Origin of the sequence: Sphingomonas phyllosphaerae (assembly GCF_036946485.1) — a bacterium.
GTDB classification, from domain to species: domain Bacteria; phylum Pseudomonadota; class Alphaproteobacteria; order Sphingomonadales; family Sphingomonadaceae; genus Sphingomonas; species Sphingomonas phyllosphaerae_E.
On the sequence record NZ_JAQIJA010000005.1, the window covers coordinates 1,061,324 to 1,077,288 of the forward strand.

At 63.7% G+C, this 15,965-nt stretch carries 13 protein-coding genes and 1 tRNA gene; 10 read left to right on the top strand and 4 right to left on the bottom strand.

Going from position 1 to position 15,965, the window contains the following annotated elements:
- Nucleotides 1-103: 103 nt before the first annotated feature.
- Nucleotides 104-1,228, top strand: coding sequence for an OmpA family protein (locus PGN16_RS13735; protein WP_335309939.1), 1,125 nt, complete (start codon nt 104-106; stop codon nt 1,226-1,228).
- A gap of 235 nt (nt 1,229-1,463) precedes the next feature.
- Here PGN16_RS13735 and ygfZ read toward each other — a convergent pair whose 3' ends face one another.
- Entirely contained in the window at nt 1,464-2,201 is a 738-nt protein-coding gene (ygfZ, locus tag PGN16_RS13740) for a CAF17-like 4Fe-4S cluster assembly/insertion protein YgfZ (protein WP_335309940.1), read from the bottom strand.
- Between the two features lie 54 nt (nt 2,202-2,255).
- Here ygfZ and PGN16_RS13745 point away from each other — a divergent pair, with 54 nt between their 5' ends.
- Nucleotides 2,256-3,590, top strand: coding sequence for a dihydroorotase (locus PGN16_RS13745; RefSeq protein ID WP_335309941.1), 1,335 nt, complete (start codon nt 2,256-2,258; stop codon nt 3,588-3,590).
- Nucleotides 3,591-3,610: 20 nt separating this feature from the next.
- On the opposite strand, the gene PGN16_RS13750 is transcribed toward PGN16_RS13745, so the two are convergent.
- On the bottom strand, nt 3,611-4,393 hold the full coding sequence (locus PGN16_RS13750; RefSeq protein ID WP_335309942.1) for a DUF1134 domain-containing protein: 783 nt from the start codon (nt 4,391-4,393) through the stop codon (nt 3,611-3,613).
- A 140-nt stretch (nt 4,394-4,533) separates the two neighbouring features.
- Between PGN16_RS13750 and PGN16_RS13755 the strand changes: the two genes are divergently transcribed.
- Together PGN16_RS13755 and PGN16_RS13760 are read left to right on the top strand one after the other, a co-directional pair.
- Nucleotides 4,534-4,623: transfer RNA gene (locus PGN16_RS13755), tRNA-Ser, on the top strand.
- Between the two features lie 122 nt (nt 4,624-4,745).
- On the top strand, nt 4,746-5,894 hold the full coding sequence (locus PGN16_RS13760) for a tyrosine-type recombinase/integrase (protein ID WP_335309943.1): 1,149 nt from the start codon (nt 4,746-4,748) through the stop codon (nt 5,892-5,894).
- Here the strand turns inward: PGN16_RS13760 and PGN16_RS20265 are convergent.
- On the bottom strand, nt 5,842-6,042 hold the full coding sequence (locus PGN16_RS20265; RefSeq protein ID WP_443019639.1) for a helix-turn-helix domain-containing protein: 201 nt from the start codon (nt 6,040-6,042) through the stop codon (nt 5,842-5,844). The genes PGN16_RS13760 and PGN16_RS20265 overlap by 53 nt on opposite strands.
- A complete protein-coding gene (locus PGN16_RS13765) occupies nt 5,981-6,226 on the bottom strand; it encodes a hypothetical protein (protein ID WP_335309944.1) in 246 nt (81 codons plus the stop codon). Before PGN16_RS13765 ends, PGN16_RS20265 begins: the two co-directional genes overlap by 62 nt.
- Before the next feature lie 126 nt (nt 6,227-6,352).
- Between PGN16_RS13765 and PGN16_RS13770 the strand changes: the two genes are divergently transcribed.
- From PGN16_RS13770 to PGN16_RS13795, 6 genes are all read left to right on the top strand, one after another.
- The gene (locus tag PGN16_RS13770; protein WP_335309945.1) at nt 6,353-7,138 is read left to right on the top strand and encodes a hypothetical protein; all 786 of its coding nucleotides are present in this window, start codon (nt 6,353-6,355) and stop codon (nt 7,136-7,138) included.
- Complete coding sequence (locus tag PGN16_RS13775; protein WP_335309946.1) at nt 7,138-11,523, top strand: phage tail length tape measure family protein; 4,386 nt, start codon at nt 7,138-7,140, stop codon at nt 11,521-11,523. Before PGN16_RS13770 ends, PGN16_RS13775 begins: the two co-directional genes overlap by 1 nt.
- Before the next feature lie 370 nt (nt 11,524-11,893).
- Nucleotides 11,894-12,559 (top strand): hypothetical protein, encoded by a 666-nt coding sequence (locus PGN16_RS13780; protein WP_335309947.1) that lies wholly within the window; start codon nt 11,894-11,896, stop codon nt 12,557-12,559.
- Nucleotides 12,556-12,762 (top strand): hypothetical protein, encoded by a 207-nt coding sequence (locus tag PGN16_RS13785; RefSeq protein WP_335309948.1) that lies wholly within the window; start codon nt 12,556-12,558, stop codon nt 12,760-12,762. Before PGN16_RS13780 ends, PGN16_RS13785 begins: the two co-directional genes overlap by 4 nt.
- Nucleotides 12,759-13,046 (top strand): hypothetical protein, encoded by a 288-nt coding sequence (locus tag PGN16_RS13790; RefSeq protein WP_335309949.1) that lies wholly within the window; start codon nt 12,759-12,761, stop codon nt 13,044-13,046. Before PGN16_RS13785 ends, PGN16_RS13790 begins: the two co-directional genes overlap by 4 nt.
- Nucleotides 13,047-13,166: 120 nt before the next feature.
- Nucleotides 13,167-15,761, top strand: a complete 2,595-nt coding sequence (locus tag PGN16_RS13795; protein WP_335309950.1) for a VapE domain-containing protein — start codon at nt 13,167-13,169, stop codon at nt 15,759-15,761.
- The last annotated feature ends 204 nt before the right edge of the window (nt 15,762-15,965 follow it).

Genomic DNA, 15,965 nt, shown 5'->3' on the forward strand with positions numbered 1-15,965 from the left:
GCAATTGCGTCACACTCCCCGGTATTTGTCAGCTTGTTACGAAACCATCCTTCCGATAGTGAGTTTGCGCTGTCCGTAGTGACACCATGGAAAGGGGATTATGATGCGTAAGCTTGCCATGATCATGGCGCTTGCCTCCACCGCCCTCGCCACGCCAGCGCTTGCGCGCGACAAGGCGTGGTATGTCGGCGTTGAAGGCGGTGCGATGATCGTCGAGGACATCGACTGGAGCGTCGTTGGTACCGCGACGAGCCGTAGCGGCACCGCCACTGTCGATCACGACTATGGCTGGGACGTCGACGGCGTCGTTGGTTACGATTTCGGTGCGTTCCGCCTCGAAACCGAAGCCGGCTATCGTCGTGCGACCATCGACAGCCTCCGCACCACCGCGGCCGTTCCGACCAGCGGCACGACGCAGGCGAACCCGGGCACCTATGATGGCGTCGGCGGCCGTACCTCGGCGCTGAGCTTCATGGTCAACGGCCTGCTCGACTTCGGTGAAGACGACGGCCTGCAGGGCTTCGTCGGCGGCGGTGCGGGTGTCGCCCGCGTCCAGGCGCGCGCCTCGGCGCCGAACGCCTATCGCTTCCTCGACGATTCGGACACCGTCTTCGCCTGGCAGGCGCTGGCCGGTATCCGTGCGCCGCTGAGCGAGAACGTCGACGTTTCGCTGAAGTATCGCTTCTTCAACGCCGACAACGTCAAGCTGTTCGATGCGCGTGGCAGCTCGTACGACGGTCGTTTCCGTTCGCACAGCCTGCTGGGTGGCGTGACGTACAACTTCGGTGCGCCGGAAGAAGCGGCTCCGCCGCCGCCGCCCCCGCCGCCCCCGCCGCCTCCGCCCCCGCCGCCGCCGCCTCCGCCGCCGGAAGTGGTCTGCTCGCCGGGTCCGTTCATCGTGTTCTTCGAGTGGAACAAGTCGGACGTCACCCCGGAAGCGGCGTCGATCCTCGACAACGCGGTCACCCAGTACCAGAGCTGCAACAACGCGCAGGTCATGCTGGCTGGCTACACCGACACCTCGGGTTCGGCGAAGTACAACGTGGGCCTGTCCCAGCGTCGTGCGGACTCGGTGAAGGCGTACCTCGCGTCGAAGGGTATCCCGGACGGCGTGATGACGACCGAAGCGTTCGGCGAGACCAAGCTGCGCGTCGAGACCGCCGATGGCGTCCGCGAAGTGCAGAACCGTCGCGTCGAGATCACCTACGGCCCGGGTTCGGGTCAGTAAGGTCGATCACTTCGGTGACCGGAAAGAGGGAGGTCGGCGCAAGCCGGCCTCCTTTTTTGTTGAGCGGTTGGTTGCGGCATATCGGCGGTGGGACTTCGTCGTTGACCTCCGCCGATCTGTCGCCGGGTAGCGGCTTCTATTCCGTCATTGCGAGCATAGCGAAGCAATCCAGAGCCGGATCAAGACGCCCTGTATTTCTTCGCTACGCTCGCAATGACGAGCAGCGGACCCGTTGCTACCTGGCTCCGTCCGCGTCGGCACCGATCGCCGCGGCCAGCCACTCCGGCACGCGCGCCTCGCCGAGCGCATCGACGCGGCGCAGCGTCACCATCAGGCCCAGATCGGGGTAGGTCGACCGCTTGCGCGTGTCGGCCTCGTCGATCGGCGCGACGACCAGACGGCGGCGGACCTTGTCGCGATGGTGCATCCGCGCGGTATTCTCCTGCCCGACGTAGCAACCCTTGGTGAAGCTGACCCCGTGCAACTCGCGGGCGTTCGCCTCCAGCCAGAGCGTCTCGCCCGATCCGAGATCGGCGACCCCCTCCGCGACCCCCAACGTCAGGCGATGCGCGTGCCAGCCGGTCGCCGCAAGGGCGGGGGGCGCGAGCCAGCGTGCGCCGAGCGCCGGCAGCCGCGGGTCGGGAGCATGTTCGTCGCCGTCGCGCGCCCAGTGCACCGCCAAACCTTCCTCCGGTGCGATCGTGATCGCGCGGCGCAGCCGGTACATGGTCAGCCGGCGCGCGATCGCGTCGCGCTGCTCCCGCTCGACATCGAGCAGCACGTCGTCGCCGTCCGCCCAGACGATCATGTCGAACAGCGCCTTGCCCTGCGGTGTCAGCAGCCCGGCCCAAACTGGGAGCGCGCCCGCGACATCGTTGGTCAGCAGGCCCTGAAGGAAGCCGCGCACATCCTCGCCGGACAGCCGCAACAGCGCGCGGTCGGCCAGCATCGTCGCCGGGGTGGTATCGTCCATGACGCCAAGGTAGGGAGAGCGGCGACCCCGCGAAAGAGCCAGAAAGGGCTGACGATGGCGACCTATGATCTCCTGCTGACCGGTGGCACGGTGCACACCCCGGGCGGTCCCGTCGCCGCCGATGTCGGCGTGCGCGACGGGCGGATCGTTGCCATCGGCGCGCGCGGCGACGCCGGGCGGACGATCGACTGCACCGGGCTCGACGTCCTGCCCGGCGTCATCGACACGCAGGTGCATTTCCGCGAGCCGGGGCTGGTCCACAAGGAAGATCTCGCCACCGGTAGCGAGGCGGCGGTGATGGGCGGCGTGGTCGCGGTGTTCGAGATGCCGAACACCAAGCCCAATACCGATTCCGCCGAAGCGATCGAGGACAAGCTGACCCGCGCCAAGGGGCGGATGTGGTGCGATCATGCCTTCTACGTCGGTGCGACCAACCACAATGCGCGCGATCTGGCGGAGCTGGAGCGGCTGCCGGGCACCGCGGGGGTGAAGATCTTCATGGGCGCGTCGACCGGCGACCTGCTGGTCAGCGAGGATGCGCGGCTCGCCGAGGTGCTGGCGAGTGGTCATCGCCGCGTCGCGATCCACGCCGAGGACGAGGACCGGATGAACGCGCGCGCCGGCGAGCGCGTCGAGGGCGATCCGTCGTCGCATCCGGTGTGGCGCGACGATGAGAGCGCGCTGCTCGCGACGACGCGCATCCTGCGGCTGGCGCGCGCGGCGCGGCGGCGGATCCACGTCCTGCACGTCACCACCCCGGCGGAGCTGGAATTGCTCGGGCAGAACAAGGACATCGCGACCTGCGAGGTGACGCCGCAGCATCTGACGCTGGCCGGCGAAGAGGCTTATCCGCGGATCGGCACGCTGGCGCAGATGAACCCGCCGATCCGCTCCGGCGCGCATCGCGACGGGCTGTGGCACTGGCTCAACCAGGGCGTGCCCGACGTGATCGGGTCCGACCACGCACCGCACACGCTGGAAGAGAAGAACAAGCCCTATCCGGCGAGCCCGAGCGGGATGCCGGGGGTGCAGACGTTGCTGCCGCTGCTGCTCGACCATGCAGCGCACGGCCGACTGACGCTCCAGCGCGTGATCGAGCTGACCAGCGCGGGGGCGCAGCGGATCTTCGGGTTGACCGGCAAGGGCCGGATCGCGGCGGGCTATGACGCCGACTTCACGATCGTCGACCTGAAGAAGCGCTGGACGGTCGAGGAGCGCTGGCTGCGCTCGCGTGCCGGCTGGTCGCCGTTCACCGGGATGGAACTGACCGGCAAGCCGATCGGCACGATCGTGCGCGGGCAGGTGGCGATGTGGGAGGATCAGCTCGGCGATGCGCCGCAAGGCGCGCCGATCCGCTTCGAGACGACCGGCTTCCCCGGTGGGCGCTGACGCCCGCCGTCAGGCGCGCGTCAGAAGGGGAGCCACTTCGAGGTTTCGGTGAACTTCATATAGCCGACGTTCACCCCCGCGCGCCAACCGACCCCGAGCCGGACCGGGATCAGCACGACATTGCCCTTGCGCAAATAGGTCGCGGCGAACCCGCCGACGAAATACAGCCGCCCCTCCGCGCCGGGGAAGCGCGTGAACAATTCGTGTGAATCGTACAGGTTGTAGACGAGCACGAACACCTTGTTGGCGTCGCCACCGACGTCGAAGCCGACCGACGGCCCGGTCCAGTAGACCGGGCGCTGTCCCTCGACCTTGTGGGTCATGATCCCCGAGCCATAGCGGACGCCGAGGATGAACGCGCCCGACGCCTCGCGCCCGGCGATATAGGCGTTGGGTTCGCCCTGGTCCTTCAGAATGTTCTCGATGATCTGCGCGAAGCCTTCCGCGCCCTTGCCGAACACGCCCTCGCCGGCGGCGATCAGATCGTCGCGCTTGTAGGTCGAGGCGGCGGTGGTGGTCGCGTCGGCGCGCACTTCCGATCCGGTGGTGGGGGACACCGTCTGCGGCACCGGTGCGGGTTCCTGCGGGGGGGTCGCAGGGAGCGGCCGCGCCGGCGCGGGGGCCGTCGGGGTGCGGACGGTGCGCGGCGGGGCGGTAGTCACGTCGCCGTCGATCGCCGCATTGGGGTCGATCGTCCGCACCTGCGCGGTCGCGCCGAGCGGTGCGCCGACGAGCGCGACGATCAGCAGCGCTGCCCTGATGCTGCGTTGTGCGGTCCGCTTCATGCCTGCCCCCTCGATCATCGCGCCGTTATAGGCCGGACGGTGCTGTCGCGGCAATGAACGGCACGACGACCGGAGTCGCCGGTGCGATGTGCGGAAATGTTGCGCACCCGGTTGATCGTCGCGATCCCCCTCGCTATAGCCGCGCCCTACGCCAACCCGGAGACGTGGGTGAGTGGCTGAAACCAACGCTTTGCTAAAGCGTCGTACGGGAAACCGTACCGAGGGTTCGAATCCCTCCGTCTCCGCCATTTACCTCGGAAAATAGCAAAAAACGGCAGTTTTCCGCGCTTTCGTTGTTTTGCTATGTAAACGAAAGTACACCCACAGCCAGCCACCGTGAGTGGGTAATTCGTGGGTAAGGAATCAGGCTGTGGGTAAACTGACCACGCGAGGGGTCGACGCGCTCAAGGAACCCGGCCGCTATTCTGACGGCGACGGATCGGGCTTCCATCTCCGAATTGACCCCCAAGGGCGAAAATATTGGGTGCTCAGGGTCAACGATGCGTCGGGCAAGCGCCGGGACGTGTCGTTAGGCTCAGCGAAGCGGATGACGCTGGCGGCCGCGCGCGAGAATGCTCGGCAGGTCCGCGATCGAATCGCACAGGGCGACGGGGCTGCCGTAGTGACGCCGACGTTCCGCGAGGCTGCTAGGCTTGCCCATGAAGCGCGCACGGCGGGGTATCGGAACGACAAGCACGTTGCGCAATGGCTTTCGACGCTAGAGCGCCACGCCTATCCGACGATCGGCGACAAGCCGGTAAGCGACATCACGCGGGCTGATGCGGTGCAGGTGCTAAGTCCGATATGGCTGGCGACGCCAGAGACCGCGCGACGGGTGTTGCAGCGCCTAGATCGCGTCATGCGGTGGGCGGTTGGACACAATCACCGCGACGAACGGATTGACATGAGCCTAGTCCGCGACGCCCTGCCAAAGCAGAAAGGCAAGCGTGCCGCCGTGCGCCGGATGCCAGCTGTGCCGTGGCGTGAGGCGGCGGAGTTCTGGCGTTCTATCCAGATGAGCACGAGCGCGCCGCAAGTGCGGTTTGCATTGATGCTGCTGATGCTGACCGCGGTGCGGCCGGGCAACGTCCGACTAGCCAAGCGCAGCCAGATGGACTTGGAAGCCGGCGTGTGGGTGATCCCGGCGGAAGAGATGAAGGCCGGTGAGCGCCACCGAGTCCCGCTGTCAGCTGAGGCCGTGACGATCATCCGCAGCGCGATGGCGTTGCACGATCACGACCAGTTGTTCACGGTCGGCGGGGAGCCGCTGTCGCTAGATACCTTGCGCATGATGATGCGGCGGATGGGGCGTACCGAGACGCCGCACGGCTTCCGATCGACGTTTAAGGAGTGGTCGCTGCAGGCCGGATGGTCGGACCATTTGAGCGAAGCTGCCCTCGCACATCAGGACCCGAACGAGGTACGCGCCGCATACGCTCGTTCGGACCTTCTAGAAGAGCGCGCGCCTATGATGGCTGCGTGGGGATCATATCTGGCAGCGCCTCCCCAAATTCCTTGAGGGACGACACGAGGATCTTTGTGCGACCGCCGTCGCGCTTGGCCATGATGCGACCCTCGCGCATATGCTTGTAGAGGGTCGGACGGCTACACGAGACCATGGCGCACGCGTCTTTGACGCTGACGAGGATGGGTTCGCTTGCACTCATGCTGATGGGACTCCTTCTGCTGAAGTTCTAGGACGCGGCTAAGCATCCCCTCAAGGGCTGCAAGGCTGTCGGAGTCCGCTTTGGCGAGCGGTCGCGACTGAGCATTTAGGATGTCGATGGCTGCCTCGGTGCGGCAGCGCAATGAAAATAGAAAAAACTCGCGGATCGTCATCTTTTTCGCCATCGGTGGGACCTCCTTAGCTGCCCGGCATTGATGGCACATTTTGTAAACAGGTGGAATATCCCATTAATTGCGCAGGGTCTGACACATTAATATAGCGCCTAGAACATTGGAGAGGGCGCTATCGCAATGCTCTCTAACTTGCTCTATGCTTTTGCCATGTGTCCCCATCTTCAACATAATAGTGAAACTCCACTGCAGAGTGGCGTTCCGGTCTCCCCACTTAGCCTTGAGGATGTCGAGCGTATTTTGACGCCCGCTGCCCACTGGCTGCGCTGCGAACTGTATCGCCGCCAGCTACGATGCGATCTAAGCGCCGTCGCTGCCATCAAAGGCGCTGCACAATTGCTGCTCGGGCATGATGGCATAACCCGTCAAATGGTCAGTGCCGGGAGCGGGCTTGATGGTGACAGCGTAGAAGGGACGACCGCCCGCCGGATCGCACGAGATATCATCATTCTCACAGGTTGGGCGCACCCGATGGCGGATCTACGCGCCGTCGTAAGCAGGGTGCTCACTGCGAAGAGTGCGCCGTTTGAAAGACTATGCAATGATGTGCTGCCGGGCGTCCGCATTCTGCCTGAGGGCATTATTCGTAGCATCATACGCGATAGTCGCCTGCTCATTGCGCTGCAATTCTATGATGCGTGTGAGAGTGGAATAGCGTTAGCAAATCCAATTCCTTTTCTGACGATGGCTTTGTGTTGCAATCCGCTCATGAAAAGAGCCATTGTTGCCCATGGATCAAATCTTAAAGCTAACGAGATTCGAGCGCTGAGTGACGAAGCCGTTGCTACGGCATGTTTATGTGAAGTGCTGCCAGTGACGCTGCGCCATTATTCGGCTGATGATCTAACCGCAATCATTGTCGACGAACTCAGCGCATTTATGCCCGGCTTTGAGGAGGTGCGATAATGGCCACCCGCAATTCAGACGTAAACCTTGTCATTCGTGCCCAAAACGATGCTGGCCGCGCGATCAACTCGGTTGCCGACTCCCTCGAAGCGTTGTTCGGCGACGCGAAGGATGCGAACGGCGGTCTTGGCGACCTTGGCCGCACGCTGGCATCGCTCGACAAGGCGTTCGCCGCGATCAACAGCAAGGCGGATGCCGCCGCCTCCGCGTTCCAACGTCAGCAATCTGCCATTGGCGAAAGCCGCCAGCAACTCGCCGCGGTCGAAGGGCAGGCGGAGGCGGCGGCTCGTGCCCTAGAGAAGCTGCGCACCGCTGTTGTCGATGAGGTGCTGGCAGGTCGCGATCAATCGCCGCTGTTGCGTCAGATCGAGCAGGTAGAGCAGGCACAGGCGGCGTTGAACGCTCGTGCCGCCACGCTGACCAGCACCATTGATGTACAGGCGAGCAGCCTCCACAAGTCTGAAACTGGCCTTTTGGGTCTCAGTTCGACGCTGTTCGCCGTGCGAGATGGTCAGGCCGAGGCCGAGGCGCGCATCGAACTGACGAACCAGGCGCTGCGCGAGCAGGCGGCCGCCGCAGAGCGCGTGAGCGAAGTTCAGCAGCGGATCAACAACCTGACGGGCGTCAACCGTCCGGACGCCACTGGCAGCGCCGCGCGCGCCGCCGACATCCTGTTGGCAGCTGATGCCGAGTTCCGCCTTGCCGAGGCCCGCCGGGAAGGCAATAGCCGGCTTGCTGAGCGGGCAGCCCTGGAGGCCACGCTTGAGCGTACGACGGGTGCCGGCCGGGTTCGTGCGACTGATGCGGGTGCTACTTTCTCCGCCCTCGCGGAGCGGGAGAGGCTGGCGGAGGATGTCGAGCGCACAGCCAAGGCAGAGCGCGACCTAGCGGCGGCGGCGAACGCCACGAACAGCGCCCTCGCGGAGCGTGCGCAGATCGAAGCGGCCCTTGAGCGGAACACAGGTATCGGGCGGGGTCGCGCGATCGACAACGGCGCGACGGTCACCGCGCTTACCGAACTGATCGATAAGGAGCACCAGGCTGCGCTGGCGGCAGCCCGGATGGACCTTGAAGTCGAGCAGTTGCGGGCGACCCTTGATCCGCTTGCTGCTATCCAGAGTCGCTACAACGACACGCTTGCCCGCTTCCGTGAATTGGCTGCCGCCGGTAAAATCGGAGCCGACGAACTTGCGGGCGCGGAGCAGCACCTGGCCGAGCAGGCAAATCGTGCTCGCGCTGCGCTGGAGCGAGGTGAGCACGTTGGTAAGGCCGGCCTATTCGGGCTTCGACCGCACGAGCTGCAGAACCTATCGTACCAAGTGAACGACGTTTTCACCCAGCTAGCCAGTGGTACGTCTCTAACTCAAACTTTGGGGCAACAGGGCGGCCAGATCCTCCAGTTGTTCCCGCGGCTGACCAGTGCGATTGTGGGCGCATTCACTAACCCGGCGTTCCTCGCCGCCGCTGGCGTCTTCGCTGCCATTGCAGTGGGATTGAAGCAGGCGGGCGACGAAGCCGAGCGTCTACGGAAATTCAGCGGACTTGTTGCAGGTCGGGGCGACTTAGGGGCGTACGATCCGAAAAAGCTGACTGATCAGGCTAAGGCCCTACAGCGACTTGGCGCTGCTGCTGCTGACGCGGACAAGGCTGTCACGTCGTTTATCGAACAAGGGCTGTCTTCCGACGCGATCGAGGGCCTTGGGCGCGCCGCACAGGAAACAGCCGAGCGCCTTGGGCAATCGCTACCCGATGCGGCGCAGGCGGCCGCTGAGGCTTTCTCCGCTGGCTTCGATGCCATCGCCAAGTTCGACGAAAAGCTGTCGTTCCTGACCGCATCCGAGCGCGAGCACATCCAGGCGCTGTTCGACAGCGGCAACGCGGAGGCGGCGCGAACGGAAGCGCGCCTTGCATATCAGCGGATGGAAGATGGCATCGCCGCCAAGCAGCGCGGGCCGTGGGCGGATGCAAGCCGGTCGCTCGGTAAGGCGTGGCATGAGTTGGTCGACAGCATCGGCGACAGCCTCCCGATCAAAGCCACGGTCACGGTACTAAACGAACTGGCTGGCGCGGTGAAGGGCGTGGGCGACGCGATTGCCGATGCGCTCGGCAACGATAAGGCCCCGACCGGTGCCGCCGCGGCGTCGTCGAAGATCAGTGCGGTGCAGGCTCAGATACGAAAACTGCGCGAGGAGATCGACGGCTACGAGTCCGCGATCGAGAAGGGCTCACCGATCAGCGGCACCCTCAATAATCTGCTCACGTACTCCCGACGTCAGCTGTCTAGCGCAGAAGCGGAACTCGCGCGGCTGGAGAAGGGTGCTCCCGACACGGTAACCGACGATCCGAACGGCGTCGCAGCGAAGAAGCGAGCCGAGCGCCTGGACGAGATCAACGACGAAGAGCGTCTGCAATCGCTGCGGTCGCGCGGACAGAAGGGCCTGAGCGCCGCCGACTCCGCGCGCCGTGTCCAGCTGGCCGGTGATGCCGCGTTCCAGAATGAAATGGCCGCGACCGGCGACGCGATCGTCGCGACCCGCCTGCGCGAACTCGCCGTCGCCAAGGAACAGCGCGAGGTCGACAAGCAGAACGAGGCGGCTCGGAAGACCGCCCGGCAGGAGCGCGAGCGCGAAATCCGCCAGTTCCAGAGCCGCGTTGTCGGCGCGGAGGGCGGCACGGGCAAGAACCCGTATTCGACGGCGAAGGGCTACGGCCAGTTCACCGAAAGCACGTTCCTCAGCCAGTTCAACAAGGTGTTTCCTGACCGCGCGAGCACGATGTCGCGCGACCAGATCCTCGCGCTGCGCCAGAACGAGCAGGTCGCGCGGGCGATCATCGACAACTACTCGCGCGAGAACGCCCGTTTCCTCGAAAGCTTCGGGGCGAAGGTCACCGCCGGGAATCTGTACCTCGCGCACTTCCTCGGTGCGGGCGGCGCCAAGGCGGTGCTCACGGCGCCCGGCAATCGTCCGGTCGACCAGATCATCCAGCGTCTGCCCAACGCGGGCGCGGTGCTGTCCGGCAATCAGGGCTATCTGCGCACGAACGGCGGGAAGGGGCGTTACCGCACCGCGTCCGAGTTGCAGGCGTTCATTGGCAACCGCGTGGGCGACACCGGGGCGCCGCAGTCGCAGGGGCAAGCTGCGATCAGCGACTTGATCGAGGACAATCAGCGGCGGCAGGAACAGTTCAATCTTGCGATCCGCCACGGCAACGAGGAACGCCAGCGTGGTGTTGATGCGTTGCGCGCGGAGGCGGGGCTGTACGACGAAGCCCTGCTCGCCGAGCGCCGCCGGCAGGCCGTGGCAGATGCCGAACTTGATCTGCGTCAAAAGGTCGAGGACGCCAACAAGAACCTGAAACCCGGCGAGACGGCAGTGATCGTCACGCCGGAGCAGGTCGCGCAGGCGAAGGAACTTGCCGGTGCACTGTTCGATGCCCAGCACGCCCGCGAGGCGCTGGATGGGCGGCTCGACGCGGCGCAGCGCCCGCTGAACAATCTGGAGGAACAGCGCGACCTGTTGATCCAGCAGCGAGACCTGCTCGAATCCATGGGCGAGTTTGAGGCCGCGGATGATGTGCGCGACCAGATCACGGCTCTCGGCGGCAGCATCGACGAAGCCTACGAGAAGCTGATCGCGTTCTACCAGGCGTTGAGCCCGACCGAGCGCGTGCAGCTGGGCATTGTGGATCAGGCGCAGCTGGACAACCTGATCACTAAGCTGGACCTCGCCCGCGAGAAGTCGAAGGAATGGGGTCGCATACTAGGCATCTCCGCTCGGGATTGGGCCTCTGCGATCAGCGGAAATGCCACTCGTGCCCTCACGTCGTTCATCGAGCGCGTCGCCAGCGGTCGCAACGTCTTTGGAGCCCTCGGGCAGAGCGTCCGCGAATTCGCCGCGGGCTTCATCAGCTCCATTGCGCAGATGATCATCCAGCTGGCGGCATTTGCGGCCGCCGTGGCGATCCTACGCGCGCTTGGGGTGCCGATACCTGCGTCTACCTTCGGAGGTGTCGGCGGAGGTTCGGTCAAGGCTGGCGTCAACCACACGGGCGGCATCGCGGGCTCGGCTGGCGGCGTGCAACGGATGGTTCCCGCGGCAGCCTTCGCTAGGGCCATGCGCTACCACACGGGCGGCATCGCAGGATTTAAGCCGAACGAGGTGCCCGCGATCCTTGAGGAGGGTGAGGAGGTGCTGACCAAGGGCGACCCGCGGCACCGCGCCAATGGCGGGGCAGGCGGCGGCCGTGAGCAGCCTATCAGCGTCAAGAACATAAATCTCTTTGATCGAGCGGAACTCGCAGCGGAGATGCTCTCCAGCAAGGAAGGGCAGCGGGCTGTCCTAAACATCGTCTCTAAGAATAAACGCGCGCTGCAAGGTGGCTAAAACAGCCGTTTGGATTGTGCGTAATTGATGCAGAAGTTGAAGAGCATTCAACATTTTCTTGACGGGAAAGGCGGCGGGGAGGGGCTATTCGGCGCAGGGGGTGACAGAACGACGCCCCTAGCGTATAGCGGGGCTTCCGATACTTGTCCCCGGTTGGAGAATCGCTGATGCCCAAAGAACTCGTCTTCGTAAGTGTTGGGGTGACCGACGCCGCACGCATGGTTGGCCTTTCTCGCCATACCCTGACGAGGCTGCGCAAGCGCGGTGCCGACAGCTCTCCGCCTTGGTTCAAGCCGAGCGCAGGCCGCATCCTCTACCCGGTGCAGGGTCTCCACGATTGGGTGGCAGCTCGCAGCCAGGAGGCCGCACGATGAGCGCCGCCGCCGCGAAGCTGATGCGCGAAACATCGGCAACCGCCATCGCATCCCACGAAAAGGTCCGGAGCGCCACTCAGCGCATCTCGGATTACGATAAGGGAATCGTCAGCACGCAAGCATGGCTTGCTGGCGCTCAGCAGAAACATGCCGACAACGCCGTCGCTGTCGTTTCGGGGCTCCCGGAACATCAGGACTTGCCCGACGTGCGAGCAATGGAAAAGGCTCGCGTCGAGATCGAGGTAGCCGACACGGTTCGTCAGCAGCTCGAAGTGCAGAAGAAGAACGCGGAACTCGCGATGCTCCGTGACGATCGTGCCGCGGCGAGCGCAAAGGAAAACTACCTTTTCGAGGTGGTGCTACAACCGGCGTTGCGGGATTTCCACGAGGCGTTCGCGGGAGTGGGCGAGGCTGCCGTGCGCCTGATGGCGGCTCATCGTGCAGTTTATCCTGATGATAGGAGTCTAGGTTCTTATGTCGCCATGCATGGGCCAGCCGCCGAACTTATCCAGAGCCTTCAGGGCTTGAGCTGGCCAAACACCTACCGCTACAATGTTCGGCCAAGTTGGATTCCGAGGCAATTCCCGCAGCACATGCCGCCGGGCTTCATGGAGGCGCACAGCGAAATTCTTGCCCTCGTCAAAGAGGAGTTGGCAGCATGACGCTCCTCATCGCTCGCAAGAACATCCTCCATTGGGACGCCGACAGGGCGTCCTACCCGATCGACCCCAGCGACCCTTGGTTCGGCGGTCAGGTTATCGAACCCGGCAGCCGGTTCAGCGTGCCGGAGCCTGCGGAGGTGGCGCGGCTCGTGGTCGCTGGCGCCGCGCGCCTCGCTGCCGGTGGCATGGAGCGCATGTTGTGACCCGGCGGCGCATCAGTTGGGCGCAGCATCGGCGCTACTATCAGCAATCCTTGCTGGCCGGGGGACTCTCTGCGGACATCGCCCATCGCATGTCCGCCGGGGAGATCAACGCCCGTGAGCGCGTAAGTCGTGCGATCGGGGCAGCTCATGGCCTCAACGCGACGCTCCTGCGCGTTTTCGACGGTAGGGGTGGGATGCGGGTCTTCCTCGCGGGATCGCGCGACGGTTTGACCGAGGAACAGGCGGAAGCGATCGAGGCACTGAACCGCAAACAAGCCGCATAAACAAACAGCGCCCGCGAGGTCCCCACCGCGGGCGCTGTCAGCAACTTCCTGGATGACCGAGACGATTGGTCAAGAACCACATAACGTCATCCGGGGTTGGCCACAAGGACTAAATGCCCCGTGACAAATGAATTTCAACAAATTGTTGAAGAGTTTCGTCCATCCGGTTTCGCGCTGCACTATTTGCATCCACGTGAAAAGCGCCCGATCGGCGACCGATGGTCCGAAGCCCCTGTGCTCAGCGTTTGCGAGCTGCTGGCCTCCTACCGCCAAGGCAACAATATCGGTGTCCGTCTAGGTGAACCGTCCGCGGTAGCTGGCGGCTACCTCCACGTGCTCGACATCGACATTCGCGATAAGAATGCCTCGGAGGACGCCTGGACGGCGCTGCGCTCGTTGTTGCCGGATGTGGACGTTGCTGACCTGCCGGTTGTGCAGTCGGGCTCCGGCGGAGAGTCGCGCCACCTCTATTTCATCACCGACAAGCCATTCCGCTCGAAGCGGCTGTGGACGTCGCCCGGCAAGCACCGGCAGACCAAGGGCGGCAAGGACGTCTGGTCCTACGACGCCGAGATCGAATTGTTCGGCACCGGCAAGCAGGTTGCCATGCCTCCGTCGATCCATCCGGAGAGCGGCAAGCCCTATATCTGGCTGCGCGAGTTCGACTTCGCGGTGCTCAATCTGGGCATCGGACCTTTCGTCCCGTCGTCGGTGATCGAGAAGCTGGCGGTCGCCGAGCACGCCACCTACGAGTTCGAGACCCGAGAGCCCCTGACGTTCACCGATGGTCAGCTGGAGCGCCATCTCGACGCGATCCCGGTCAGCGACCTGCACTACGACGACTGGATCAAGCTGGGGCAGGCGCTCCACCACCAGTTCGGTGGGTCCGACGCGGGCTTCGATCTGTGGGTGCTCCACACGAAGCGGTCGAGCAAGTTCGGCGTCAAGGAAACCCCCGCTCAGCAGCTGCGCGAGATGCGCCGTGTGAAGTGGAAGTCGTTCGGGCGCTACCGCGGCAAGCCGGTGACCATGGCGTCGGTGATCGAATGGGCGAAGGACGCCCGGATCGCCGAACTGCGCGCGTCGTTTGACGACGAGGACGACGATTACACCCCGGCCGGCTCGGCAGAGGAAATCGACGACATTGACGCAATCGGCGGCGACACCCCGGTGCCATCGGAACCCACATCGGACATGTTCGACGACATCCTAGGTGGTGACGAAGCGGAGCCCGAAGAAGCGGTCGACGACATTGACGCGATTGGTGAGGCGGCGGCGGCCGTGGCACCGCGAAAGGACCACCATTGGACGTCGTTGCTACAGGTCAGTGACAAGGGCTTCGCCAAAAACCTCCACAACATCGAACTGATTGTAAAGAACGATCCGCGCTTGATTGGCCTTCCCCGTCTCAATGAGTTCACCGGCGAGACGGTGCAGCGCTCGGCACCGGGTCATCGTCCGAACAAGCGGAAGAACCAAGCAAAGGACGCCAAACAGCTCGGCGGAAAAATCTGGCAGGTGCGGGATAGCGTGAATGGCGACCCTTGGTCGTCAGCTCGCGACCATGCGGTTCGCTCAATCTTGGAAGCGCCCCAAACCCAGGGAGGGTATGGCATCACGGTCACAGATCGTGACCTTAATGCGGCAACCGTTCTTTCGGCATGGGACAATGCCTTTCATCCCGTTCGCGAGTACCTGCACGCAGCAACGTGGGACGGCACCCCCCGCGTTGAGAGGCTGTTCATCGACTATCTAGGGGCGCCCGATAACCCTTATTACCGCGACGTGGCGCGGCTGATGATGGTTGCTGCCGTGGCTCGGGTGTTTAAGCCCGGCTGCAAGTGGGACACTGCTGTCATTCTAGAAGGCGCACAAGGTCGCCGAAAGTCGACGTTCATTCGCACGTTAGGGCGGCGCTGGTTTTCGGAACTCGACGGAAACTTCCACGACAGCAAAGAGATGGTCGAAAAGATGCAGGGCTCGTGGATCTTGGAGATGCCCGAGCTGAACGGCTTTGTTAAGTCGGAGGTGCAGTCGATCAAAGCCTTCATCAGCCGCCAGACCGATAAGGTGCGGCTTGCGTACGAAAGGCGCGCTACTGACTTCCCCCGTCAAAGCATTCTAATCGGTTCGACTAACGATCGCGAGTACCTAAAGGACAACACAGGTGGCCGCCGCTTCCTGCCTGTCGAATGTCGCGTTGAATCGATCGACATAGATGGGCTGCGCGCCGTCGTAGATCAGTTGTGGGGGGAGGCATACGCCGTCTACCAGAGCATGATGCGGATGCACGCCGCTGGCGAGGATCTACCGCTTTACCTCACCGACGAGTTCAGCGTCGCCTACGCGGCCAAGCTGCAGGAGTCACGACGCGTCGAGAGCCCGGACGATGTGCTGGCCGGCCGCATTGAGGAATGGCTTGAGAAGCCCATCAATACCGGTTCGATCGATGACGATGGTGCCGACCCCGCGGCAGGGCCGGCCTTCTACAACGAAGTCTGTACGCAGATGATATGGGTCGAATGTTTGGGCGGAGACATACGCTCGTTCAAGCCTGCCGAGCAGGGTCAGGTAAATCGCGCGATGGGTCGAATGGTCAGTTGGGGTGCCAATGGCGACCAGAAGCGTTTTCCGAAGTACGGAAAGCAGAGGGTTTTCTACAGAGGCGGTGAAGCCGGTAAGCTAAAAAGAATGGGGCTTTCGAACCTCCTCTGAAACCTCTGGAAACCTCCTCCGAATGGCCTTCGAATCCTATGGTTCGAAGGCCATTTCTGTATTTTGAGCACCCTCGTTCCAATCTCGTTCCAATCTCGTTCCGGCACAATAGCCCAGATTTCTGCGGGTTTGAAGGTGAGTTGGAACGAAAGGTCGGGTGGAACGAGGTTTTCCCATAAAGCGCCATCGCGTTACATCGTTGAC

Coding starts and splice junctions, on each gene's coding strand:
- PGN16_RS13750 (WP_335309942.1), bottom strand. CDS start 4,393: ATGATCGAGGGGGCAGGCATGAAGCGGACCGCACAACGCAGCATCAGG.
- PGN16_RS13735 (WP_335309939.1), top strand. CDS start 104: ATGCGTAAGCTTGCCATGATCATGGCGCTTGCCTCCACCGCCCTCGCC.
- PGN16_RS20265 (WP_443019639.1), bottom strand. CDS start 6,042: ATGAGTGCAAGCGAACCCATCCTCGTCAGCGTCAAAGACGCGTGCGCC.
- PGN16_RS13770 (WP_335309945.1), top strand. CDS start 6,353: ATGCTCTCTAACTTGCTCTATGCTTTTGCCATGTGTCCCCATCTTCAA.
- PGN16_RS13780 (WP_335309947.1), top strand. CDS start 11,894: ATGAGCGCCGCCGCCGCGAAGCTGATGCGCGAAACATCGGCAACCGCC.
- PGN16_RS13775 (WP_335309946.1), top strand. CDS start 7,138: ATGGCCACCCGCAATTCAGACGTAAACCTTGTCATTCGTGCCCAAAAC.
- PGN16_RS13745 (WP_335309941.1), top strand. CDS start 2,256: ATGGCGACCTATGATCTCCTGCTGACCGGTGGCACGGTGCACACCCCG.
- ygfZ (WP_335309940.1), bottom strand. CDS start 2,201: ATGGACGATACCACCCCGGCGACGATGCTGGCCGACCGCGCGCTGTTG.
- PGN16_RS13785 (WP_335309948.1), top strand. CDS start 12,556: ATGACGCTCCTCATCGCTCGCAAGAACATCCTCCATTGGGACGCCGAC.
- PGN16_RS13765 (WP_335309944.1), bottom strand. CDS start 6,226: ATGGCGAAAAAGATGACGATCCGCGAGTTTTTTCTATTTTCATTGCGC.